Below are 23151 nucleotides of genomic sequence, written 5' to 3'. Positions count from 1 at the left end.
GGTGGTTAATGTTTTGCCTTATACTTCATCCATGCAGGTCCAACAATTGCAAGTCCTTCTCCATGGGCAATATCATAAATTGCACTTAATGAGTGTTCAATCATGTGCATGGGAAATTTTTTTGGTCCTGCTCCTAATGCTGTAAGTCCGTTAAGGGCTAAAGTTGAAGCCCACATCATATTTGCCCTTGAATTATAATCTCTTGGGTCTTTAAATATCTTTTCAGCAGATTCCAGGGTGGTTTTTATTATTGCTTCAATTATTGAATCTGTGATCATTATATTTTCATCTTCTGAATTAAGATAGGTTTCTAGAACATGAATTATTGTATCTATTGCTCCGTTTGCAGTTTGATTTTTTGGAACAGTAAATGTGTTTACAGGATCAAGAATTGAAACCTTGGGATATAAAAAAGGTGAAACACAGCTGTATTTTTGTTTTGTTTCTTCATTAGTTATAACTGAGCTTGGGTTCATTTCAGAAGCTGTGGCTGAAAGAGTAAGAACCACTGCAATAGGAAAAGCTTCTTTTATTGTTTCTTCCCCGATATAAAATTTCCAAGGGTCAGAATTTGTTTTTGCAGCAGCTGCAACAGCTTTTGCAGTATCAATTACACTGCCTCCTCCAACAGCTAGAACAGCGTCAAGTTTTTCTTTTTTGAATAAATCTGCACCTTGTCTTACAAAGCTTATTACAGGGTTTGGTTTTACCCCGGATTTTTCAATAAATTCAATACCTGCTTTGTTAAGAGATTTGGTAACCTTTTCATAGATACCGTTTTTTTTAATACTTTCTTTGCCGTAAATAAGCATCACTTTTTTTGCAAAGGAAGAAATTTCTTCACCTATTTGGTGGGTGGTATCTTTTCCAAAAACAATTTTTGTTGGATTGTGAAAAATAAAAGGCTGGATTTTAACCTCCTCATCCTTTTTGTTCGGGATCATCTGGTTCATAGTAAACAGCTCTTGCATCTGTTTCTTTTATATACTTTTTTATTCCATTCAAAATACCATCGCAAATTTTGTCCTGATACTCATCAGTTGAAAGTCTTTTACATTCCCTTGGATTGCTTATAAAAGAAACTTCAAGAAGAACAGCTGGCATTCTTGCTCCAAGAAGAACATAAAAAGGAGCCTGTTTTACCCCCCTGTCTTTAATATTAGAGTAACCGGATTTTAAAGAACTTACCATTGAGTTTTGTATATGGGTTGCAAGTCTGCTTGATTCATTTATTTTTGCATCTCTCATGAGATCATTTAAAATAGTTTGCAAATCACTTATGTTTTTTGTTGATGTTGCATTTTCTCTTGCTGCAACTGAAATTGAATCTTCGTCAGTTGCAAGGTTTAGAAAATAGGTTTCAATTCCATAGGCATCTTTGTTTCTTGCTGCATTTGTATGTATTGAAATAAAAAGATCAGCCCTATTTGTATTGGCTATTTCAGTTCTTTGCTCCAAAGTAAGGTATGTATCGTCATCCCTTGTAAGAATAACTTCATAACCCAGCTCTTTTTTTATTTTACTGGCAAGTTTTTTTGAAATATCCATTACTGTATATTTTTCATGGGAGCCCTTGTAGTAGCCTGGAGCTCCATAATCTTTTCCTCCATGGCCAGGATCGATTACAATTCTGTTAACCCCCAGCGCAAGCTGTTTTATAAGAGAGGCTGAATCAGCTTTTTTGGCGGTTGTATTTTCAAGTTGTCTTGAAACCACAGGGTGGGCCTTAATATTTTTATCGCCGTTTGAAGTTTCTCCCCAGACATCAATAACTGTTCTATAAGGTTTGAAAAGGGAAAATACCTTGAAATCTTTGGCTTTTGATTTGAGATCAACAACAATTCTCACTGTTTCCTTGTCATATTGACCAATTCTGATTTTTTCCACCTGGGGATCAAAAACTTGATAAGTTTTATTTATGTTTTGTGCTAGTAATGCATTTTTAAAGTCAATATAAACCCTGGGGGGCTTTTTATTTTCCCCGTCCTTGTTTAGATCGTTGAAATTGTATTTTATTTCGCTTTCACTATCCACAACAATTCTTGTTCTGTTGTTGTGTGTATGAAACCTGATTTCATTTATTTGAGTATTGGTGCTTAAATCAGTTGATGGTAGTTCAAGTTCTGTTTCTGTTATTTTTGGTTTTTTTGAAGCAACAAATTGAGAATTAGTTGGAAGGTCTGGTTTTTTTACTGCTGGTTCTTTTGATTTTATAATAAGGCTTTTTATGGGGTCTTTTTTATCGCTTTTATAAGAAGAAGATAAAAGTTTATCTTTGTTTTCCCTGATTTGTTTTAAAGCTTTATACTTGTACCTGCTTCCCGGATATTTTTTTATAAGTTTCTCCATAATATCAAGACCTTCTTTTATATCTTTTTTTAGAAATGAAACTTCTGCCATTTCAAGATATAAAAACCCCTCATGATACATTGCAGCAGGAGCCCAGGGATCCAAAGGGTCAGTTTTATGGGCTTTTTCAAACATTGAAATGCAGGCTGACCAGTTTGACCTGTATTTTTTTTTGGTGGAATTTTTTATATTTCTGTATTCTGCCTCAGCTTTAAAATACTGATGCTTTACGCTTGAAGCCTCAGTATAGCTAACTGAGCCAAAAAGCAAAATTATAATAAGAAAAACAAATGTTTTAAAATATAAAACTTTTTTCATATTTTTATAAAATCTTTTTTGCCTCGTCTATGAGAGCATTGAGACAGTTCAAAGCTTCCACAGGCGTCATTTCATTTATATTTAAACTTGCCAGAGCCTGGGTGAATTCTTTTTCAGGAGAAGGGAAAAATTCCATCTGAAATGTTTTTTCTTTTAAATTCTTAATTTTTTGATTGGAAAGTATATGTTCTCCTGATTCAAGTCGCTTAAGAAGAATTTTTGCTCTTTCTATAACATTCACAGGGATTCCTGCCAGACCTGCAACCTGAATTCCGTAACTTTTGCTTGCTCCGCCTTCTGTTAATTTTCTTAAAAAGGAAATTTTTCCGTCAACCTCAGTGATAGAGATATTAAAGTTTTTAGCTTTTGGCAAAGTGTTTTCTAGTTCTGTGAGTTCGTGGTAATGGGTGGCAAACAGTGTTTTCACCCCTTTGCCTCTTAAATTATGGAGTTCTTCGGCAACAGCCCATGCTATACTTATTCCATCAAAAGTGCTTGTTCCTCTTCCTATTTCGTCCATTACCACCAAAGAGTCTTTGGTGGCGTTGTTTAAAATATTAGCTGCTTCCTCCATTTCAACCATAAAAGTAGACTGGCCTCCTGCAAGGTTGTCTGAAGCTCCCACCCTTGTGAAAATTCTGTCTGTAATTGAAATATCAGCGTATTCAGCAGGAACATAAGAGCCTGTCTGGGCAAGGAGAACAATTAAGGCAGTCTGCCTTAGAATTGTTGATTTTCCTGCCATATTAGGACCTGTGATTATAAGAAGCTGGCTTTCATCATTGTCAAGATAAATATCATTTGGAACAAATCTTTCGTTTTCAAGTACTGCTTCAACCACAGGGTGTCTTCCTGCTTTGATATAAATCATATTTTTTTTGTTTATTTTCGGGCGGCAGTATCCCCTTTGGAGAGCAAGCTCTGCAAATGAAGACAAAACATCAAGTCTTGCAATAAAGGAGGCTGTGTTTTGGAGAATTTTTCGTTTATCAGCTATTGAATTTCTTAAGTTCAGGAAAAGTTCATACTCCAGTTTTGTTCTTTTGTCTTGAGCTGAAAAAACATTTTCTTCATATTCTTTAAGTTCCTCAGTTATATATCTTTCAGAATTGACAAGGGTTTGTTTCCTTACAAAAAAGTCTGGAACTTTTGGAGTCTGGGATTTTGGAACATCTATAAAATAACCAAAAACTTTATTGAATTTAAGTTTTAAAGAAGAAATCTTGGTTTGCTTTTTTAATGAAGCTTCATATTTGGCAAGCCAGGTTTTTCCCTGGGTTGTTAAAATTATAAGTTCGTCAAGTTTTTCATTGAAACCTTTTTTAAAAATATTTCCTTCGCTTATCACCTGAGGAGCATCATCTGATATGGATTGACTGATTAAATTCTCAATTTTGGCAAGTTCTTTTGGATTTTCAGGGAACTCAAGAAGGCTTGAGTTAAAATTTTGCAAAAGTTTTTCAATTTCTGGGATTGCTTCAAGTGAGTTTCTTAAAAGAAGAAGTTCTTTTGGCCCTGCTGTTCCCATTGATATTTTTGTTGTAAGTCTTTCAATATCATAAATGTCTTTAAGAAATTTTTTAAGATCCTCTCTTATAAGCCTTTCATGGACAAGTTCACTTACTGAATCGTGTCTTTTTAGAATTTCATCTATATTAGTAAGGGGGTAGAGAATGAAGTTTCTTAAAAGCCTTGCCCCCATTGCAGTTACTGTATAATCGATTGTATGTAACAGGCTTCCTTTTCTTGTTTTTTCCTTCATTGAACAAAGAAGCTCAAGATTTGTGGATGTGATTGAATCAAGAACAAGGTGCTTTTCAAGGTTGTATCCTGTCAGGGATTTTAAATGCAGGGCTTCTTGTTTTTGAGTGTCGTTTATATAGAAAAGAATTGCTCCTGCAGAGATTACTCCAGCAGACATTTTACTGCATCCAAGGCCTCTTAGGCTTTTAATTGAAAACTGGTCAAATATTTTTTCTTTACAAAGATTTAAGTCAAAATATGATCCAGGAAGCAGGGTGAAAACCTTGGCTGGAAAAATTAATTTAAGTTTTTTAACAATATCTGAATTTTCTTCTTCTGAAACAATTATTTCTCCGGGATTTATTCTGTTTATTTCATCTATCAGTACATTGAAGTCTTTTGTTTCAGTAACCTTGAAATCTCCGGTTGAAATATCAACATGGGAAAGGCCAGCAGTGTTTTCTCTAAATGAAACAGAGGCAATATAGTTATTTTCCTTTTCATCAAGGAAATTTGAATCTGCTATCATTCCCGGAGTTATCAATCTTACCACTTCTCTTTTAACAAGGCCTTTTGCAAGAGCTGGGTCTTCTGTTTGTTCGCAGATTGCAACTTTTTGTTCTTTTTCAATCAGCCTTGCAAGGTAAAAATCAGCTGATTTCACAGGAATTCCACACATGGGAATTTGATTTGGTGAGTTTTTATTTCTAGATGTTAGAGCAATCTCAAGAATTTGAGCTGCTTTTATTGCATCTTCATAAAACATTTCATAAAAGTCACCCATTCGGTAAAAAAGAATACAATCTGGGTATTCTTTTTTTATTTCCGTATATTGAACCATCATTGGAGTAAGGTCATCAACAGAGGTCATCTATTTTAAACTCCTGTAAAAATGAAAAACCCGGAGTACATAAAAAATGCAGCCGGGTTGAAAATTAATTTAAAGCTGAGTAGTTATTCGTTTTTTTCTTCATTGAAAGGGCCTTGAACTTCATTGCTCTTTTCCTTTTGCTCTTCTTTCTTTATATTTTCTTCAAAAGATTTGTTGTCCGGGTTTAAAGAATCGGTTGCTCTGATTTTATCAACTTCATTTTTAAGCTCCAGCACTGTTTCCCTGTAATTTTCTATGGTTTGATTTTGCATTTTAATTTTTCTTTGTGCTTTAAATCTGAATGCAAGGCTTGAAAAATATGATAAAAGAAATCCGGTTACAAAACATATAATCCAGTATAACCCATTTGCAGTTTGAGGAATGCTGAATTTTTTAAAATAGAAATTTAAATCTAGCCCGTTTTTTAAAATAAAATATTCTTGGTTCTGCCATCCGGCTAGAAGTATTAAAGCCAGGAAAACTAATCCTGCTGTGATTTTAAATTTTTTCATAGTTAATATCTCCATTTCTATTTTACACTATATAAGTTGTTTATTTGTTTTTTTATTGAGAAGTTTTAACTTTTGTTTAAAAAATAAATTTCAGACGATCTTATCCATCTTAGTTTAACTTTGTTTTTATCCTGAAAATATAAATTTCTCAAGTATCATCTCAAGTGTAATAATATTTGAAACAATTTGAGTGGATCTCATTAAAGTTTTTTATTCACAAATACAGAAAACCCAATTTAAACTTAATCATATCTTAAAAGTAATTTTTTACTTGTTTTGAGTAAAGATATCAACCTTTTTCTTAAATTCTAACCAGTTCAATCTTTCCTGCAGCCCCAGTTTTATTATCTTTTATTATCACTATTGCTTCAATTTCTTTTTTTGACATGGCCAGCTCAATGACTGCTTTAATATCTTCATCGGTTTTAACCATATTGGATAAGGCTGTTGCATAACCATCTGCAAGATATGCATCTTTTGATGCAATGGTAACAGAATCAGCTTTGCCGAAATTTAAAGAGTGGCCAAGGGTTCCAGATGACGTGCAAATAGACAAAGCAGAGCTTGAAGAAAGTTTTAGTCCTAGTTTATTGGAAAAAGGAGAGTTTTTACCTGAATAAACTGCAGAAATAAATTCATTTTTTGTTTTGAAAAACACATCTCCCCCGTTTTCAATTATAAATTCATCGCAAAAATTTAAAAGATAATAGCCTGTTTCCTGACAAACAGCTCCGGCAACTGATGCCATTGGGCCTGTGTTTGTTTTTTTTCCGGCATTAATCATTTTTTGTATTACAGGGTGACTGATTGGATCTTCAGGATAGGGCAAAAGGGTTGTTTTGAAATCTGGATGTTTTTTTATATAGTCTTTTATAACTTTTCTTGTTTCAATTATTATTTCTTCAGCTTTTTTTTCAAGGCCGTTTTTTGGAACTTGGATATGGATATCTGTTTCTTCTATTGAAATTTGAAAAGAAAAAAAATGTTTTTTGCTTATAAGCTTTCTGTAGGAATTTCGGTTGGAATAAGGATTGTTCATTGTGTCCCCAAAATAAAAAAAGGGTCAGAATACTCTGACCCGTTATTTATCTTTTTGGTAGCGGGGGACGGATTCGAACCATCGACCTTCGGGTTATGAGCCCGACGAGCTACCAGACTGCTCCACCCCGCATCAACAAAACGCAATATAGGTTGTTTTACTTTTTAAGTCAATGATTATTATAATGTTTTTTTAAAAAAATTGTAATAATCTTATATGGTGCTGTTTATATTAAGATAAATTGCATTTTAAATTTAGTCCGACTTTCCGACTTTGTTTACCTATTTTAAAAAAGCGAGTATCTTTTCTTTAAACTCTTTAATTGTTTGATTTTTTGGTTTGTTTATTGACAATTTTTTATTCCTCCCTGTTTCTCCTGAAACAATTGAAATAGAAGTTTTAGGGATTTTTAAGGATTTGGATAAAAATTTAATGCATTCCTTATTAGCTGCTCCGTCAACAGGAGGTGCTTTTATTTTTACTTTAAAAGCATTGTTGTAAATGCCCGAGGCCTCGTTTCTTGAAGCTTTGGGCTGGACATGAAGGTTGATTATAAAGTTATCGTCTTTAATTTTTAACGGAAGTTCGTCCATGGCTTATTAATCCAGGAAAGCTGTTATAAATTTTTTTAATTCTTCATAATCTTTTGCAACAGGAATTTTTGGAAATTCTTTTATAACTTTTTCAGGAGGGTTGTAAAAGCATGATGAATCAGAAGCTTGGAGCATCCCTGTATCATTGAATGAATCTCCAAATGAAAAAACTTCATAATTAAGACTTTTAAATGCGTTTACAGCTTTTGTTTTTTGGTCATTTTGCCTTAAAATATAGTCAGTTATTTTTCCTGTTTTGTCTATTTTAAGACTGTGGCAAAAGAGGGTGGGGTAATTGAGCTTTTCCATTAAAGGCTTGGCAAACTCCTCGAATGTATCAGAAAGAACAATAAATTGAGTTCTTTCTTTTATCCACTTTATTGTCTCCTTTGCACCGGGAAGGGGTTCTATTGTTGTAATTACATCTTTAATGTCACTGAGTTTGAGGCCTTCTCTGTCTAAAATCTTTAGTCTGTAGGCCATTAGTTCGTCGTAGTCTGAAATATCTCTTGTTGTAAGCCTTAAATCTTTAATCCCTGTCTTTTCTGCAACATTGATCCAGATTTCTGGTACAAAAACTCCTTCAAGATCAGAACAAACAAGTTTCATAATTTTCTCCTGGATTAGAATTCATCTTCAATTCTTATGATAACAGGCTTTTCAAGAATATCATCTAGATTTCCTACTCCTTTTACTGCTTTTTGAATATCTGATTCCTTTGCCTTGTGGGTTATCATAACAATGGGAACGCCTATTGTGTTTTCATCTCTTCCTTTTTGGTGAACGCTTTTTATGCTTATTCCAAAATCTCCCAAAATTCCTGAAACTTTGGACAATACTCCAGGAGAGTCTTTGGCTGTAAGTCTCATATAATATTTACAGGTTATTTCTGAAATTTTTACAATAGGAATTTCCTTAAGCTTTTCCGGCATAAATGAAAGGGAAGGTATTCTAGAGGAAATTCCTGAACTTATATTTCTGGCTAGATCACAAATATCTGAAACAACAGCACTTGCAGTGGGCATCATTCCAGCACCTGCTCCGCTTAAAATGATTTCACCTGAAGCATCACCGTGAATGCTTATGGCGTTTAGAGCACCGTCAATTTTTGCAAGAAGATGATTATAGGGTATCATTGTTGGGTGAACCCTTGCCTCAAAGCTGTCCCCATGATTTTTTGAGATTGCCATCAGTTTGATTCTATACCCAAAGTCTCTTGCATTTTCTATATCTTCAGCGGAAATTCCAGTAATGCCTTCAATATAAATATCAGAAAAATTTATTTTGGTTCCATAGGCAATTGATGAAATTATTGAAAGCTTATGGGCTGTATCATCTCCGTTAATATCAAGGGAAGGGTCTTTTTCTGCGAACCCATTTTTTTGTGCCTGATAAAGAGCTGTTTCAAAACTGATGTTTTCGTTTGTTATTTTTGAAAGGATATAATTACAGGTTCCGTTTAATATTCCAGCGGTTTCAAGTATTTTGTTTCCGCACAAAGATTCTCTCATGGTTTTGATAACAGGCATTGCGCCGCCTGTACTTGCTTCAAAACCTATTTCAACACCGTTTTTTGAAGCTTCTTCAAAAATTCTGGAACCATTGACTGCAAGAAGGTTTTTGTTTGCAGTAATAACATTTTTTTTATTATTTATTGAACGAATTATCAGTTCCTGGGCTATGTCTGTTCCGCCTATAAGCTCAATTACAATATCAATTTCTTTATCGTCAGTTACCTCAAAAGGATTGTCTGTAAATTCTGTTCCTTTGGGTAGAATATCTTTGATCTCGTTTAAATTTAGATCTGCAATTTTTTTTAAAAAAAGGCTGCAACCAAGTTTTGACTCAAGCAAAGATGCGTTTTCTTCAAGGAGATTTACCACACCTTTACCTACTGTTCCGCATCCTAATAGTCCAAGACAGATTCTTTTCATTTGCCCACCTGTTAAAAAGTTCATTAAATAGCCTGTATTTGTTACCCTAATAATAAAAATAAGTCAAAAATTGTTTTTGACTTTTAAGATTAAAAAATCTATTTTTCAATAACAAAAATTTATAAAGAGGTTAAAAAAGAAAAATGACAGAAAAAGGGCTTACTTACGCTGATGCAGGTGTTGATATTGACAAGGCAAACAGGTTTGTTAAAAAAATTAAGGATCTGGTGGCTAAAACACCGAGAACCGGAGTAATGGGTAATATAGGTGGATTTGGAGGGCTTTATTCGCCTAATCTTTCAAATATGAAAAGTCCTGTTCTGGTAAGTTCTACAGACGGAGTAGGTACAAAACTTAAAATTGCGCAGATGAGCAATATTCACAATACTATAGGCATTGATCTTGTTGCCATGTGTGTGAACGACATCATTGTTCAGGGAGCCAAGCCTCTTTTTTTCCTAGACTATCTTGCCACAGGAAAACTTGATGAAGATGTTGCAGTAAGCATAGTTGAAGGTATTTCCAATGGGTGCATTGAGGCTGAATGCTCTCTTATAGGCGGAGAAACAGCAGAAATGCCCGGTCTTTATAAAGAAGGAGACTACGATCTTGCAGGTTTTTCAGTTGGAATAGTTGATGATCATAAAATAGTTGACGGTTCTGGAATCAGGGTAGGCCATAAAATCATAGGCATTGCTTCCTCGGGAATCCATAGTAATGGATATTCTCTTGTAAGAAAGGTTTGTTTTGATCATTTAAAACTCAAGCTTGATGATTATGTGGAAGATCTTGGCTGTACTCTTTGTGAAGAGCTGATTAAGCCTACAAGAATTTATGTTAAAACCATAATGTCTCTTTTAAGAGAAATCAATGTTTATGGTCTTTCCCATATTACCGGAGGAGGTTTTGAAGATAATATTTCCAGAATTCTTCCAAGTGCATGCAAAGCAGTTCTTGACAAAGATTCCTGGGAAAGGCAGCCGATTTTTCATTTTCTTCAGCAAGCAGGTAAAATTGATGAAATGGAGATGCTTAAAACATTTAACTGCGGAATTGGAATGGCTCTTATTGCGGACGAAACAAGTGCTCAAGATATTGTTCACAGGCTGAGTGCAGAAAACGACAAGGCTTTTATCATAGGAGAAATTTTTAATAGAGATAATGATGAAGCCCAGGTTCAATGGAAAAAATAAAATGCTTGTTCTAGGGATTGAATCCTCTTGTGATGAAACTGCTGCTTCTGTTGTTTTAAACGGAAAAAAAGTCCTTTCTTCCATAATATCTTCTCAAATAGATGACCATTCTCTTTATGGAGGGGTGGTTCCCGAAATTGCCTCAAGAAAGCATCTTGAGGCAGTTTCAGATGTGGTTTTCAATGCCTTGGATCAGGCCGGAGTTAAATCTGAAGATCTTTATGGGGTGGCTGCAACTCAAGGGCCCGGACTTATCGGTTCTCTTCTTGTGGGTTTTTGTTTTGCAAAAGGATTTGCATTTGCATCAAATCTTAAATTTACAGGAGTTGATCACCTCCATGGCCATTTAATGTCTGTTTTTCTTGAAGAAAAAGCTCCAAACTTTCCATATGTAGCTCTTCTTGCATCGGGAGGGCACACTTCCCTTTATTTTGTAGAAGATCATCTTTCCTATGAAATAATTGGAAGTACAAGGGATGATGCTGCAGGAGAAGCCTATGACAAAGTTTCAAAAATGCTTGGGCTTGGTTACCCTGGAGGAAAAATCATAGATGAAATTTCAAAAAACGGAGATCCTGGAAAATATCCATTCCCCAGGGCCTGGCTTGAAAAAGGCAGTTTTGATTTTAGTTTCAGTGGGCTTAAAAGTGCAGTGAGACGGCTTATTGATTCAATTCCTCAAGATAAAATTGAAAAGGAAATTCCCCATATTGCAGCCGGATTTCAGGACTCAGTAAAAGATGTTCTTGTAAAAAAAAGCATAATGGCGATGGAAAAATATAAATGCGGGGATTTTGCCCTTTGCGGTGGAGTTGCTGCAAATTCAGGACTTAGAGCTGAACTTGGAAAAAGACTTCCCAAAAAAGGTTTCAGACTTTTCCTTCCCTCTGTTTCACTTTGCGGAGACAATGGTTCAATGATTGGTTGTGCAGGTTATTATAAATTTATGAAGAACAAACTCGCAAGTTTTGATGAAGAGGTTTATCCAAGGGCTCTTTTTAAGTTAAAAAAAGGTTTTTGATTTTAAATATCCTTTGGATTGTTTTTAAGATCTCCTGGTTCCCATCCAAAAGTTTTTTCCTAAATATTGAATGAATTTTTTCTGTTTTGTCAAAGCTGTTGCAAATAAGGGCAATATCAATATCAGCTTTGATTATTTGTTTAGCACAAGTTTCAAAATCTAATTTTACAGCATTCATATCAAGGTCATCAGTCATGGCTATACCTTCAAAACCAAGACTTTTTCTTAAGATATTTTTAGATATTTTTTCTGAAAGACTGGCAGGCCATAAGTTGTCAATTTTTTTGTAGAGAATATGAGAAAACATAAGGGCTGGAACTCCTGATTTTACAGCCTTTTCAAATGGTAAAATATCGTTTTTTTTCATGAATTCATAGTTTTTGTCATATTCAGGTAAAACTTCATGGGAGTCAAGGGTTGTATTGCCAATTCCAGGAAAGTGCTTTCCAACCGGAATCACTCCTTTTTCCATATATGCTTTTATCATTGTAACTCCAAGCTCTGACACTTTTTGCGGACTTCCTTTAAAAGCCCTTTTTTTCATTATGCTTAAAGGGTTGAGATCTGAAATATCTAAAACAGGAGCCATATTCATATTTATATTAAACTCTTTTAAAAATTCTGACATTTCATAGCCGTGTTCTTTTGCTTTATTTGTGTCAGTTATTGTTTCTATTGAAGGAAATTCTTTAAACTCAGGCTCTTTAAGTCTTGCAACCATTCCCCCTTCCTGATCAATTGAAATAAAAGGCTTTGGTATTTTTTTAATTTCAAAAAGCTCTAAAATATCTGAAATTAAACTTTTAAGTTGGGAAGGGTTTTTTATGTTCCTTTTAAAAAGAATTATTCCGCCGGGCTTTAATTTTAAAAAAAATTTTTTTGTTTCAAAATCAAGGTTGTCTGATTTTAAACCTGTGATTATTTTTTGTCCTGCTAAAAACTCTTCAGAATAATTTTCTAAATTAAAGCTCATTTCAATCCTTATGCTGGGTTTTTACCCATTGGGTACCAGGAGTTATTGTACCAGGTTTTTTTATGTTTAAATTCCATAAGATAGGAAAGCCTTACTTTTTCAAGAGTATCAAATCTGTGCTTATTTGGAGTTATTTCGTCGGGCCCTTTTCTATTGGCCCAGTTAAGAAAAATAAGGGTGTTTTTTGAAAATCTTATTCCAGGCAGTTTGGATAACACTATCAGCTGATCCTGTCTTGGAAGCCATGTTCTTTTTGTAAGAGTGATTATCTTTTTATTATTGGAAGATATTTCAAGATAGTTTTTGGTAAGTGTTCTTGGCATTTCGTCTTCTATACATATTTCAACAGTTTTATTTGGTAGTGAGTACCAATCACCTTTTGATGGAATCCATTCTTGTTGGATTTCCAGAGCTTTTTCGCACATTTCAATGTATTTTAAAGATTTGTCCAAAACTTATCTCCCAAGCTGAAATTTTTCAACAGCTTTTTTATGCTCTTTATATGTTTTTGAAAAATAATGAGTGCCATCTTTTTTTGAAACAAAAAATAAAAACTCTGTGTCTGCTGGATAAAGAGCTGCTTCTATGGATTTTAATCCTGGATTGGCTATTGGTCCTGGAGGAAGACCTTTAATTATATATGTGTTGTAAGGAGTTGGTTCTCTTAGATCTGCCCTTGTGATATTACCGTCAAAATCTTTTATTCCGTAAATTACGCTTGGATCTGTTTCCAGCCTCATTTGTTTTTTTAGTCTGTTATGGAAGACTGAGGAAACAATTGTCCGCTCATCTTTGCTTCCTGTTTCTTTTTCTATTATAGATGCAAGGATTATAATTTCATGATCGCTCATTCCAAGTTCTTTGGCTCGTTTTGAAAACTTGGTGGAATAAATTTTAAAAAAATTTCCAATCATTGTTTTTATAACAGTTTCAGCCTTTGTGTTTTTTGCAAAAAAATAGGTTTCTGGAAAAAGATATCCTTCAAAACTTGGGCCTTTTATTCCAAATTGTTTGAGGAGCTTATTGTCATTAGAAAGTTTTACAAACTCGTCTTTTTTGCATATTTTGTTATCTTCAAGCTCTTTTGCAATCTGGGCTATGGTATAACCTTCGGGAATGGTTGTTTTTCTTAGCTTTATAGCTCCTGATGACAAAGAATTTAAAATTTCTTCCGGGGTCATGGTTTTTTTAAATGAATACTCTCCCACCTGGGTTTTTTTATCTTTTTTATTAAATTTTGCATAAATTTTAAATTTTAGTGAACTTGAAATTAATTGATTTTGTTCAAGAATACTAATTACTTTGTTAAGGCTGTCGCCTTTGTTTATGGTGATTATGATTTCTTGATCTTCAGAAATTGAACCTGGAGTTTTTGAAAAGGTTTTAATCTGATAAAAGAAAATAAGTGCAACCAGCAAAAAAGTGGTTAATATAAGCAGTGAACCTATTTTTAAAAAAAATTTGAATTTTTGAATCATAAATTTAACTCTTTAAACTTGGCTTTAAATATTAATGTTTAACAATTTGTATATACAAAAGAAAATTTATCAAAGCAAACAGATAAAATTAAATAAAAATATAAGGAGAAATTATGAAAAATATAGAAAAATATTCAGGTTTTGAACAAGGACCAATAAGGCCCCCAAGTGAAGCAATGTCTCTTCTGATACGGGTAACTAGAAATTGTCCCTGGAACAAATGCAGGTTTTGTCCTGTTTACAAAGGGGCAAAGTTTTCAAGGAGACCCATAGAGCATGTTTTAAAAGATATTGATACGGTGGCTGAAATAATTCAAAAACTAGATTCTTTAACACAAGGTTCTGCAATAACAAGAGAGATGGTGCAAAAGGCGGGGCAAAATCTAGAGGAAAAGGACTATGATGCCCTTTATGCGGCTCTTAACTGGATGTCAGGGGGCAGGGAATCTGTTTTTCTTCAGGATGCTAATTCATTGATAGTAAAACCAGATGATCTTGTTATTATCCTTGATAGAATAATGGCTAAATTCCCATATGTTAAAAGAATAACAAGCTATGCAAGGTCTACTACAATAGCCAAAATTTCTGATGAAGATTTAAAAAGATTTAAGGATGCCGGACTTAACAGAATTCATATAGGAATGGAGTCTGGTTCTGATAATGTTCTTAAAATGATAGAAAAAGGAGCTGACAAAAAGACCCATGTAATTGCAGGTCAAAAAGTTAAAAAAAGTGGAATTTCCCTTTCCGAATATGTAATGCCCGGACTTGGAGGGAAAAAATATTCAAAAGAGCATGCCCTTGAAACAGCTGATGCTTTAAATCAGATAATTCCTGATTTTATAAGGGTAAGAACCCTTGCCATTCCAAACCAAACTCCTCTTTTCAAAGATTTGGAGGAAAAAAAGTTTGAAAAACTTACTGACCTTGAATGTGCTGAAGAATTGAAACTTTTTATAGAAAATTTAAATCCTATGGATTCAAATATTGTAAGCGACCATGTTTTAAATCTTTTTGAGGATATAAAGGGGAAGCTGTCTGAAGATAAAGATGAAATGCTTTCAAAAATAGATAAATTTTTAAGTCTAAGCGATTATGATAAAATGGTTTATCAGATAGGAAGACGAACCGGGCTTTTCAGGGGTGTGATGGATATGACTGACAAATCAAGATATGAAAGAGCCGCAGAAACTGCTACAAAATTTAAAATGACACCTGAAAATGCTGATTTTGTAATTGCAGAACTTATGAAACGATTTATCTGATGCAGGGTTTTGAAGACTGCGAAAATTCAAGGGCCGGAATTTATATTCACGTTCCCTTTTGTGTAAAAAAATGCAGTTATTGTGATTTTTATTCAATTGAGGAAAAAAGATTTGAGGAATACTTTGAGGCAGTTATAAAATCTATTGACAATTTTGCTTTAAACTTACCTATTGCAGATTCTATTTATTTCGGGGGAGGAACTCCTTCTGTTCTTCCTCCGGATTATATTGAAAAAATTATTCAAAAGATCAAATCTACATTTAAAGTTGCAGATGATTTGGAGATAACACTTGAGTTAAACCCTGGAACAATTTCTAAAAATTATTTTCAAAGGCTTTTTAAAACAGGAGTAAACAGGCTGAATATAGGAGTTCAGTCTTTTGATGATGAAAATTTAAAACTTCTTGGAAGAATTCATTCATCTAAAAAGGCTGAAGAAACATATTTTATGGCAAGAGATTCAGGGTTTTTTAATATAGGCCTTGATTTAATTTATGCCCTTCCTTTTCAAACTAAAGAAAATTTATTAACCGATTTAAGTTCTTTGGTTTCTTTGAATCCTGAGCATATTTCTGCCTATATGCTGACTTTAGAAAAAAATACAAAATTTTATTCAATGTATGAAAAAAACGAAATTCAAATGCTTTCAGAAGAAATTTCAGCTGATTTTTTTTTGACAGTTCTTCAATTTCTTGGTTCAAATGGCTATAAGTTTTATGAAGTTTCAAATTTTGCCAAAAGTGAAAAGTTTTTTTCAAGGCATAATCAAAAACATTGGAATTTTAGTCCTTATATTGGTTTTGGACCTTCAGCCCATTCTTTTTTTAAGGGAAGGCGATGGAGTGAACCCCCATCTTTTGAACTTTGGTATTCAAATATAATAAATTCAAAAACAAAGGGGATCTTTTATGAAGAAATGGATCTGGAGCAACAAAAAACCGAGTTTGTTTTTCTTGGACTTAGAACTTCAAAAGGAATTGATTTGGTAAGATATAAAACTTTGTTTAATGAAGATTTTTTATTTAAGTTTGATTTTGCAATAAAATTCTTTTTATCAGAAGAACTGATTTTAATTTCCAGTGATTTTCTTGTTTTAACTGAAAGGGGATTTCTTTTTTCTGATTATATAAGTCTTAAGTTTATTGAAAATGTTTAATAAGAAGGCCCGGTGATAAGCCGGGCCTTTGTTATTGTCAGCTTTAAATTTTTTTTAGCTGAGAAACTGTTTGAAAGAAAATAGCCATAGAACTGAAAATATTTTCAAATCAAGTTGAAAGTGTAACTATAAGAACTCCAATATAAAATCTTGCATGACTTATTTTTGTGGCAAGATTTGCCCTGTGGTTTGCAAAAATTCCGTTTAAGTCGCTGTTAAGTATTATCCATGGTTCTAGTTCATCTGCTTCACCAAGGGAGAGGATTGCGTGTTGAAGAGATTCTATTGCATTTCTGCTTTTTAAAACACCTTCAAATTCGTGTTCAATTGATTTTAAAATATGAGCCATTGATCTGGACACACCTTTTGCATAATAGAAATAATCGTCTGAGTCAAAAAAACTTACAGGATCTCCATTATCTTCATATTTTTTTATAAGGTTGTCGTCGCAGCTTCCCAAGAGGTTTCTATATGCTTTTAAAAGCGGAATAAGATTGTCTGTTCTATTATAGAATCTGGCCTCTTTTTTAATAAGCTGATCCTGATAAATTCTTATTGAATTTATTGCTGCCTTGTATTTTCCTTCGGCTGAAGGGAACCAGAAAGTTTCGGGCTTGATCATTAACCAGTTCATAGCATTTTCCAGGTTTCTATTAAAAGACTCACTTGACCCGGTTCTTGAAATTTCTTCAGTAAGTTTTACCACTGTTCTTCTGGTAACTTCCAGCACTCCTTTTTGGAAGTTATTGACATTGTCTGTAAATCTTCCGATCAAAATATCATTAGGTCTCCAGCCTAAAAACCTTTCATATAATTCATATGATAAAGGAGCAACTGTTGATTCCACAAAAGTCCACCCTGAAACATCAGGTCTAGGTTCGCTTCTGACTTGGTATGGAGATTCTTTTTGATTAAATGCTTGTGGCGGTATTTCTTTTTGGCTTACGGGTTGGTCTTTTGCCTGGGTTGTGCTGATAAGGTTTTCTTCACTAAGGAAATCGATATTTTCTTTTGTTTGTTCTATTATATCTTCTCTGTATTGGGTGGTGGTTTTTTTTGAGCCCGTTTTTATATCAGAAACCTTTGTTTTTTCTGTGTTTATAAACTCCTCAACAGTTTTGTCCGAGGCATTGAAAATCAGGCTTAATATCCAGAGAAAAACAATAACGGCAACAACTCCCGCTCCTATTCTTACAGCTGCATAATACTTAAAATTGTCCATTTTATTAAACATGTGGTTGTTCCCCTTAAATTTATATTTATCCTCTTAATTTTCTGATATCACCAATTCGAATGGTGATTTTTTCCATATCAAGGTATTCAAGAAGCGGAATTAGATATTTTCTGGAAACTCCGCCGGTTATATCTTTAAAATCAGGTGCTGTCATTTCCTGATTATCTTCAAAGTATTTAATAACATTTTTTTTGAGGTTTTCAATCCCTTGATAATAAAAAAAGAGGTCGTTTTTAACTTTGACAAGAAGATTTTCTTTTAAGATCAGTGATAGAACATCAATTGCAGTATTCTTATCAAGGCTGTATTTTTTTTCCATCTCTTTAAAATAAGGGGGAGTCAGCCCTGAAGTTTTATATTCATTGACAATTTTGTTTTTTATATCTTTTATGTCCTTTTGTACCGATATCTTGTGAGCTGAAAGTCTTATTATATTTTTATCCATTATAGTTTCTCCTGATTTGACAAGAGAATTTATTCCTTTTAAAAATATTTTATCATTTATCCCTTTTTTAAGGAGATGGATAAGCTCATCCTTATTTATTCCTTCCTTCATTGGATTTTTTTTATGAAAATCTTCAATTTTTAATTTGATTTCATTGCAAATTGTTTCAAAAATATCTTTATGGAAATATTTTGGATTTTCTTTATCGGTAGTGACTATTAAATTTTTTGAAAGAAGAAGAGAAATTTCTTGATCAAGTTTTTTTCCGTGAATTTGGGTACAGATGGAAAGCTGTCTTAAATCACTTCCTCTAAATCCTGAATTTTTAATAACAGCAAGAATTTTTTCAGGTGTGGAACCGTTTTTTAGATTTTCAAAAAGTTCTTTTGTCTCTTCATTGAATCGCTTGTGTTTTGCGGGAACTGGATTTAGTACAAATCCGCCGCCAAGAGTGTAGACAGGGGAATAGGATCTTGCAACAAATCCATCGTTTTTGACGCAGCAAACAGGAGATTCAAGTCTGAATTGGACAGGAATAGTTTCTCCTGGTTCGGCAAATTCCCTATCTAGCAAAATAATATTCCCCATGTTTTCAGAGGTGCCAGAGTGAAATTTTATTCTTGTTCTGTTTTTCAAAGGTTTTTTGTTTGAACTAAGATAGGTGAAGTAGGCGTCAATCATATATGAAGGGGTGAGCGAGTCTTTTGTTGCAATTATTTCCCCTTTTTCAATCATACCCTTTGAAATTCCCTGAAGGTTTACAGCGGTTCTCATTCCTGCAAAAGCTTTTTCAACATTTTGGTTGTGGGTTTGAAGTCCCCTTACTTTAGTTTTTGTCCCTTTAGGATAAATTGTAATAGTTTCTCCTATTTCAATTTCACCTGAAAGTGAAGTACCTGTGATTATGGTTCCAAACCCTTTCATTGTGAAAACTCTGTCTATGGGGAGTCTATAAAACCATGATTTTTCTTTGGATGGAATTTGATTGGAGATTTTTTCAAGTTCTTTTTTTAATTCATCAAAACCTTCTCCTGTGTGGGAGGAGACAAAGATTACAGGTGAATCTTCAAGAAAAGTACCTTGAATAAAATCATTAATATCATCTTTAGCAAGCTCTTTTAATTCCTCATCAACCAGATCTGCTTTTGTTACAATTGTAAGCCCGTGTCTGATACCGAGCAAAGAGCAGATATCCATGTGTTCCCTTGTTTGAGGCATTACTCCTTCATCAGCTGCAATTATCATTGCAACAAGATCAATTCCTGAGGCTCCTGCAACCATATTCTTGACAAACTTTTCATGCCCGGGAACATCAATAATTCCAAGATGGGTTCCTTCAGGGAGGTCAAGAGAAGCAAATCCAAGCTCTATTGTTATCCCTCGTTTTTGTTCTTCTTTCAGCCTGTCAGTATTGGTTCCTGTAAGTGCCTTTACAAGGCTTGTCTTTCCATGATCTATATGCCCTGCGGTACCAAGTATTAATTCTTTCACTATTTTTACACCTCTGCTTTCGGTGTTTAAATTGTTTGATTTCAATTGTTATTTAGAACTTAAACAAAAATTTTAGTTTCAGGTCAATCACAATATTATAGTTTTTTATCTAAAGATTGTTTTGTTTAAGTTTTGTAAGATTAATATATTATGTCTAAGGGGTCAATGTTGATACTTTTGTTAGCAAGGATCATTTGCAAAAATACCTTGTTCCAGAAGAAAATTTGATAAATACTAAAAAAAGACTTGCCTAAAAGAAAACTACCTGTTAAACAATTCTTGTTATTATGGTGGGTGTAGCTCAGCTGGCAGAGCCCCAGGTTGTGGTCCTGGTTGTCGAGGGTTCGAGCCCCTTCACTCACCCCATAACATTCCTTCCAAAAAATAAATTTGTAAATTACAATACTTATTGTACAATTTCTTAATAATTCAAACTCTCTTAATACTTAATTCATGAGGCTGGTAATTGTCTTTTTTTGCAGCTGTTTATGCATCAATTTTTATTATTGTTGAAATTACAGGAATATTGACTGCACTTCATTCTGTCCTTAATTCAAGAACTTCACAGGGTGCGATTGCCTGGGCAATTGTGCTCATAACTTTTCCCTGGCTTGGTCTTCCTTTGTATTGGCTTTTCGGCAGGAATAGATTCAATGGTTATGTTGAGGCATTAAGAGCAGGGAATATGCTTTCAAGTAATCTTGCTGGAAGAATTCTTTATGAAATGAAAAAACATTCTTTTGCATTAACCCATGAATCAGAAGAGGATAAAAGTATTTCAAATGTTTTTTCATATATTGCAGGGATGCCTTTTACTTCAGGTAACTACGTAGAACTTTTAATTAATGGTAAAGCTACTTTTGAAGCACTTTTTCATTCTATTGAAAATTCAAAATCTTATGTTTTGATTGAGTTTTTTATTGTAAGAAATGATTTAATTGGAAAAAAATTAAAAGACATTCTTGTAAAAAAAGCCAATCAGGGAGTTTCAATTTATTTTATCTATGATGAAATTGGCTCAAGAAAGCTGGGTAAGAATTATATTAATGAGCTTAAGTCAGCAGGGGTTGATATAAGACCCTTTTTTACTACAAGGGGGAAAAGAAACAGATTTCAGCTTAATTTCAGGAATCATAGAAAGATTGTTGTTATAGACGGGAAATCAGCTTTTGTAGGAGGACACAACGTAGGTAAGGAGTATGTTCAAAAAACAAGGAAGTACGGCGAATGGCGAGATACCCATGTTTATATTGAAGGACCTTCAGTTTTAGGAATTCAGCTTACATTTATCTCAGACTGGTTTTGGGCTTCAAGGAAAGTTCTTGAACTTTCAAACAAGGCTTATATTTCTGAAAAGGGAGATGTATCTGCTCTTCCAGTTCCTACAGATCCAAGTCATAGGCTGGACACCTGTCTTCTTTTTTTTCTCAATGCCATAGGCTCCGCTGAAAAGAGAATCTGGATTACAAGTCCATATTTTGTGCCGGATCATTCTATTGTTGAAGCTTTACAACTTGCTGCATTAAGAGGGGTTGATGTTAAAATAATCCTTCCGGGCCTTCCTGATAAAAAAATTCCTTATCTTGCTTCTTTTTCATACCTTCCAAGACTTTTTATAAACGGAATAAAAGTTTACAGATATACTCCTGGATTTATGCACCAAAAGGTGATTCTTTTTGATGATGAATGGGCAGGGGTGGGAAGTGCTAATCTTGACAATAGATCTTTTTATCTTAATTTTGAAATGAACTTTCTTGTCAAAGATAAGTCTTTTGCCGAGGATGTGGCAATGATGCTTGAACAAGATATTTTAATGTCTGAACTTGTTGTTTACCCTGATAGAAAACATAATAGTTGGTTTTTTAGGTTGATAGTAAGACTTTCAAGTCTTTTTTCACCTGTTTTATAGGAGTGCTGATGAAAAAACTTGGAATTTCTCTTGGAGGCGGTGGTGCTAAAGGAGTTTCTCATCTTGCTTTTTTAAAAGTTCTTGACGAGCTTGAATTAACTCCCTCAATAATTTCTGGGACAAGTATAGGGGCCGTAGCCGGTGCTTTTTATGCTTCTGGAATGTCTGGGGAGGAAATCCATGAAAAAATAAAAGGTCTTAAGTTTTTGGGACTTTTTAAATTTATGGATTTGTTTAAGTTCAAACAATCAGGTATTTTTAGCGGAGATGGGGTGGAGAAATATTTAGAGGAAAATTTAAAAGTAAAATATTTTGAAGACCTTCAAATTCCTTTAAAAATTGTTGCAGCTGATTTTTGGGAAAGAAAACAAATTGTTTTTTCCAAAGGTCCTCTTATTCCTGCCTTAAGAGCTTCTATTTCCATGCCTGGAGTTTTTTCTCCGGTTAAAATAGGAAAAAGAATACTTATTGACGGAAGCGTGGTTAACCCTCTTCCTTTTGATATAATTAGAGAAGAGTGCGACTTTGTTGCCGCAATTGATGTTTCAGGAGAAAAAACTCCAAAATCTGATAATAATTTTGCAGGTGTAATTGGAACTCTCTTAAACACTTTTCAGATCATGCAAACTTCAATTACAGCAGAAAAAATCAGAAGAAATCCCCCTGAGATTTATATAAAGCCAAGGCTTGAAAATTTTAGAGTGCTTGACTTTGATAAATCTGAGGAAATTCTTTTGTCAGTTTCTGAAGATGTTCTGGAATTTCAAGAAAAGTTAATTGAAAAAATGTTTTAAAGTTTTTATCATTTATTTAAATTGAAAAAAACTATTTTATGCTTGAAATATATTCAGCCAGGTCTTTAATTTGTTTTGGGTCAAGTCTTTTACCAAACTTTTTCTTATTGTTCATTCTTGTTATGGTGTTTTCCCATCCTTTTTTATCATGGTCTGCCTTCATTACTTTTTCAATCCCGTGGCAGGCAGTACATCGTGTATTTAAAATATTAGCAACTCCTTTGTCTGTTCCCTCATTAAAAGCAAAAGAAGTTGAAATTGCAATGGTTGATCCAGCAAAAAAGCACAATGTTGTTTTGAAGAAATTTTTCATTTTTACCTCTTTTTATTTATGAGTATGGGTTTGACTATAAAAAAGATTGCAAAGTTAATCTGATTGACAAAAATTAATGGCAATGCTTTTTTACTTGGTAAGTATTTGTCAATTATAATCAGGTGTGGGAAAAAGCACAATTAAAACTTAGAAGATTCTGGAGTCTAAATGTTAAAATACTGGGTTTTTCTTGCAATTGCAATTGTTTGTGAAGTTTTTGCAACATCAGCCCTTAAAGCAAGTGAAGAATTTACAAAGCTTATTCCATCTTTAGTTGTTATAACCGGCTATGGGTTTGCTTTTTATTTTTTATCTCTTTCTATTAAAGTGATTCCAGTTGGGGTTGCTTATGCTATCTGGGCAGGAATTGGTATTGTTTTAATAACAATTACATCCTGGATTGTTTTTGGGCAAAAACTTGATTTGCCGGCTATTTGCGGACTTGGTCTTATAGTTTCTGGAGTTATGGTGATTAACCTGTTTTCCAAAGTATCAGGGGCTTGATTTTTTTAAGTGATA

The 23151-nt window shown here is 33.7% G+C and carries 21 protein-coding genes and 2 tRNA genes; 8 read left to right on the top strand and 15 right to left on the bottom strand.

Going from position 1 to position 23151, the window contains the following annotated elements:
- Positions 1-5 precede the first annotated feature (5 nt).
- The 9 genes from RBR53_11330 to RBR53_11290 all read right to left on the bottom strand — a co-directional run bounded on the left by RBR53_11330 (position 6) and on the right by RBR53_11290 (position 9359).
- Positions 6-953 carry an iron-containing alcohol dehydrogenase gene (locus RBR53_11330; GenBank protein MDY0133244.1) on the bottom strand — a complete coding sequence of 316 codons (948 nt, stop codon included), beginning with the start codon at positions 951-953 and terminating at the stop codon, positions 6-8.
- Complete coding sequence (locus RBR53_11325; protein ID MDY0133243.1) at positions 922-2667, bottom strand: N-acetylmuramoyl-L-alanine amidase; 1746 nt, start codon at positions 2665-2667, stop codon at positions 922-924. The genes RBR53_11330 and RBR53_11325 overlap by 32 nt, the downstream gene beginning before the upstream one ends.
- 4 nt (positions 2668-2671) lie before the next feature.
- Positions 2672-5281, bottom strand: coding sequence for a DNA mismatch repair protein MutS (gene mutS, locus RBR53_11320; protein ID MDY0133242.1), 2610 nt, complete (start codon positions 5279-5281; stop codon positions 2672-2674).
- A gap of 83 nt (positions 5282-5364) precedes the next feature.
- Positions 5365-5793, bottom strand: a complete 429-nt coding sequence (locus tag RBR53_11315) for a LapA family protein (GenBank protein MDY0133241.1) — start codon at positions 5791-5793, stop codon at positions 5365-5367.
- A 301-nt stretch (positions 5794-6094) separates the two neighbouring features.
- Positions 6095-6832 (bottom strand): UPF0280 family protein, encoded by a 738-nt coding sequence (locus RBR53_11310; protein ID MDY0133240.1) that lies wholly within the window; start codon positions 6830-6832, stop codon positions 6095-6097.
- Between the two features lie 55 nt (positions 6833-6887).
- Positions 6888-6964 (bottom strand) — tRNA-Met (locus RBR53_11305).
- 149 nt (positions 6965-7113) lie between these two features.
- On the bottom strand, positions 7114-7425 hold the full coding sequence (locus tag RBR53_11300) for a DUF167 domain-containing protein (protein ID MDY0133239.1): 312 nt from the start codon (positions 7423-7425) through the stop codon (positions 7114-7116).
- A 6-nt stretch (positions 7426-7431) separates the two neighbouring features.
- Complete coding sequence (gene thrH, locus RBR53_11295) at positions 7432-8034, bottom strand: bifunctional phosphoserine phosphatase/homoserine phosphotransferase ThrH (protein ID MDY0133238.1); 603 nt, start codon at positions 8032-8034, stop codon at positions 7432-7434.
- A gap of 14 nt (positions 8035-8048) precedes the next feature.
- Positions 8049-9359, bottom strand: coding sequence for a homoserine dehydrogenase (locus RBR53_11290; GenBank protein MDY0133237.1), 1311 nt, complete (start codon positions 9357-9359; stop codon positions 8049-8051).
- A gap of 143 nt (positions 9360-9502) precedes the next feature.
- Here RBR53_11290 and purM point away from each other — a divergent pair, with 143 nt between their 5' ends.
- Positions 9503-10552, top strand: a complete 1050-nt coding sequence (gene purM, locus RBR53_11285) for a phosphoribosylformylglycinamidine cyclo-ligase (GenBank protein ID MDY0133236.1) — start codon at positions 9503-9505, stop codon at positions 10550-10552.
- Between the two features lies 1 nt (position 10553).
- Positions 10554-11573 carry a tRNA (adenosine(37)-N6)-threonylcarbamoyltransferase complex transferase subunit TsaD gene (gene tsaD, locus RBR53_11280; protein MDY0133235.1) on the top strand — a complete coding sequence of 340 codons (1020 nt, stop codon included), beginning with the start codon at positions 10554-10556 and terminating at the stop codon, positions 11571-11573.
- On the opposite strand, the gene RBR53_11275 is transcribed toward tsaD, so the two are convergent.
- From RBR53_11275 to mltG, 3 genes are read right to left on the bottom strand one after another with little or no spacing between them, the layout of a single operon-like run.
- Entirely contained in the window at positions 11551-12546 is a 996-nt protein-coding gene (locus tag RBR53_11275; GenBank protein ID MDY0133234.1) for a glycoside hydrolase family 3 N-terminal domain-containing protein, read from the bottom strand. The genes tsaD and RBR53_11275 overlap by 23 nt on opposite strands.
- Before the next feature lie 8 nt (positions 12547-12554).
- The gene (locus RBR53_11270; GenBank protein MDY0133233.1) at positions 12555-12998 is read right to left on the bottom strand and encodes a hypothetical protein; all 444 of its coding nucleotides are present in this window, start codon (positions 12996-12998) and stop codon (positions 12555-12557) included.
- A 3-nt stretch (positions 12999-13001) separates the two neighbouring features.
- Entirely contained in the window at positions 13002-14024 is a 1023-nt protein-coding gene (mltG, locus tag RBR53_11265) for an endolytic transglycosylase MltG (protein ID MDY0133232.1), read from the bottom strand.
- Between the two features lie 113 nt (positions 14025-14137).
- On the opposite strand from mltG, the gene RBR53_11260 reads away from it, so the two are divergent.
- Both RBR53_11260 and hemW read left to right on the top strand, forming a co-directional pair.
- Complete coding sequence (locus tag RBR53_11260) at positions 14138-15289, top strand: radical SAM protein (protein MDY0133231.1); 1152 nt, start codon at positions 14138-14140, stop codon at positions 15287-15289.
- Positions 15289-16446, top strand: coding sequence for a radical SAM family heme chaperone HemW (gene hemW, locus RBR53_11255; protein MDY0133230.1), 1158 nt, complete (start codon positions 15289-15291; stop codon positions 16444-16446). Before RBR53_11260 ends, hemW begins: the two co-directional genes overlap by 1 nt.
- A gap of 109 nt (positions 16447-16555) precedes the next feature.
- On the opposite strand, the gene RBR53_11250 is transcribed toward hemW, so the two are convergent.
- Both RBR53_11250 and selB read right to left on the bottom strand, forming a co-directional pair.
- Positions 16556-17680 (bottom strand): DUF2333 family protein, encoded by a 1125-nt coding sequence (locus RBR53_11250; protein MDY0133229.1) that lies wholly within the window; start codon positions 17678-17680, stop codon positions 16556-16558.
- Positions 17681-17705: 25 nt separating this feature from the next.
- Complete coding sequence (selB, locus tag RBR53_11245) at positions 17706-19616, bottom strand: selenocysteine-specific translation elongation factor (protein MDY0133228.1); 1911 nt, start codon at positions 19614-19616, stop codon at positions 17706-17708.
- A gap of 290 nt (positions 19617-19906) precedes the next feature.
- Here selB and RBR53_11240 point away from each other — a divergent pair.
- The 3 genes from RBR53_11240 to RBR53_11230 all read left to right on the top strand — a co-directional run bounded on the left by RBR53_11240 (position 19907) and on the right by RBR53_11230 (position 22319).
- Positions 19907-19982, top strand: a tRNA-His gene (locus RBR53_11240).
- Between the two features lie 100 nt (positions 19983-20082).
- On the top strand, positions 20083-21525 hold the full coding sequence (cls, locus tag RBR53_11235; GenBank protein ID MDY0133227.1) for a cardiolipin synthase: 1443 nt from the start codon (positions 20083-20085) through the stop codon (positions 21523-21525).
- Between the two features lie 8 nt (positions 21526-21533).
- Complete coding sequence (locus tag RBR53_11230; GenBank protein ID MDY0133226.1) at positions 21534-22319, top strand: patatin-like phospholipase family protein; 786 nt, start codon at positions 21534-21536, stop codon at positions 22317-22319.
- 31 nt (positions 22320-22350) lie between these two features.
- Here RBR53_11230 and RBR53_11225 read toward each other — a convergent pair whose 3' ends face one another.
- Positions 22351-22632: a cytochrome c gene (locus RBR53_11225; GenBank protein MDY0133225.1), complete on the bottom strand. Its 282-nt coding sequence runs from the start codon at positions 22630-22632 to the stop codon at positions 22351-22353.
- Positions 22633-22800: 168 nt separating this feature from the next.
- Here RBR53_11225 and RBR53_11220 point away from each other — a divergent pair, with 168 nt between their 5' ends.
- Positions 22801-23136 carry a multidrug efflux SMR transporter gene (locus tag RBR53_11220; GenBank protein MDY0133224.1) on the top strand — a complete coding sequence of 112 codons (336 nt, stop codon included), beginning with the start codon at positions 22801-22803 and terminating at the stop codon, positions 23134-23136.
- The last annotated feature ends 15 nt before the right edge of the window (positions 23137-23151 follow it).

The sequence above is a fragment of the Desulforegulaceae bacterium genome, from assembly GCA_034006035.1.
Lineage (GTDB): Bacteria > Desulfobacterota > Desulfobacteria > Desulfobacterales > JACKCP01 > JACKCP01.
Note: the sequence above shows the minus strand (reverse complement) of the source record. Positions and strands in the feature narration are given on the sequence as shown.

Excerpts from the sequence above, each read along its gene's own strand:
- RBR53_11330 (MDY0133244.1), bottom strand. The coding sequence starts at position 953 with ATGAACCAGATGATCCCGAACAAAAAGGATGAGGAGGTTAAAATCCAG.
- RBR53_11325 (MDY0133243.1), bottom strand. The coding sequence starts at position 2,667 with ATGAAAAAAGTTTTATATTTTAAAACATTTGTTTTTCTTATTATAATT.
- mutS (MDY0133242.1), bottom strand. The coding sequence starts at position 5,281 with ATGACCTCTGTTGATGACCTTACTCCAATGATGGTTCAATATACGGAA.
- RBR53_11315 (MDY0133241.1), bottom strand. The coding sequence starts at position 5,793 with ATGAAAAAATTTAAAATCACAGCAGGATTAGTTTTCCTGGCTTTAATA.
- RBR53_11310 (MDY0133240.1), bottom strand. The coding sequence starts at position 6,832 with ATGAACAATCCTTATTCCAACCGAAATTCCTACAGAAAGCTTATAAGC.
- RBR53_11300 (MDY0133239.1), bottom strand. The coding sequence starts at position 7,425 with ATGGACGAACTTCCGTTAAAAATTAAAGACGATAACTTTATAATCAAC.
- thrH (MDY0133238.1), bottom strand. The coding sequence starts at position 8,034 with ATGAAACTTGTTTGTTCTGATCTTGAAGGAGTTTTTGTACCAGAAATC.
- RBR53_11290 (MDY0133237.1), bottom strand. The coding sequence starts at position 9,359 with ATGAAAAGAATCTGTCTTGGACTATTAGGATGCGGAACAGTAGGTAAA.
- purM (MDY0133236.1), top strand. The coding sequence starts at position 9,503 with ATGACAGAAAAAGGGCTTACTTACGCTGATGCAGGTGTTGATATTGAC.
- tsaD (MDY0133235.1), top strand. The coding sequence starts at position 10,554 with ATGCTTGTTCTAGGGATTGAATCCTCTTGTGATGAAACTGCTGCTTCT.
- RBR53_11275 (MDY0133234.1), bottom strand. The coding sequence starts at position 12,546 with ATGAGCTTTAATTTAGAAAATTATTCTGAAGAGTTTTTAGCAGGACAA.
- mltG (MDY0133232.1), bottom strand. The coding sequence starts at position 14,024 with ATGATTCAAAAATTCAAATTTTTTTTAAAAATAGGTTCACTGCTTATA.
- RBR53_11260 (MDY0133231.1), top strand. The coding sequence starts at position 14,138 with ATGAAAAATATAGAAAAATATTCAGGTTTTGAACAAGGACCAATAAGG.
- hemW (MDY0133230.1), top strand. The coding sequence starts at position 15,289 with ATGCAGGGTTTTGAAGACTGCGAAAATTCAAGGGCCGGAATTTATATT.
- RBR53_11250 (MDY0133229.1), bottom strand. The coding sequence starts at position 17,680 with ATGTTTAATAAAATGGACAATTTTAAGTATTATGCAGCTGTAAGAATA.
- RBR53_11230 (MDY0133226.1), top strand. The coding sequence starts at position 21,534 with ATGAAAAAACTTGGAATTTCTCTTGGAGGCGGTGGTGCTAAAGGAGTT.
- RBR53_11225 (MDY0133225.1), bottom strand. The coding sequence starts at position 22,632 with ATGAAAAATTTCTTCAAAACAACATTGTGCTTTTTTGCTGGATCAACC.
- RBR53_11220 (MDY0133224.1), top strand. The coding sequence starts at position 22,801 with ATGTTAAAATACTGGGTTTTTCTTGCAATTGCAATTGTTTGTGAAGTT.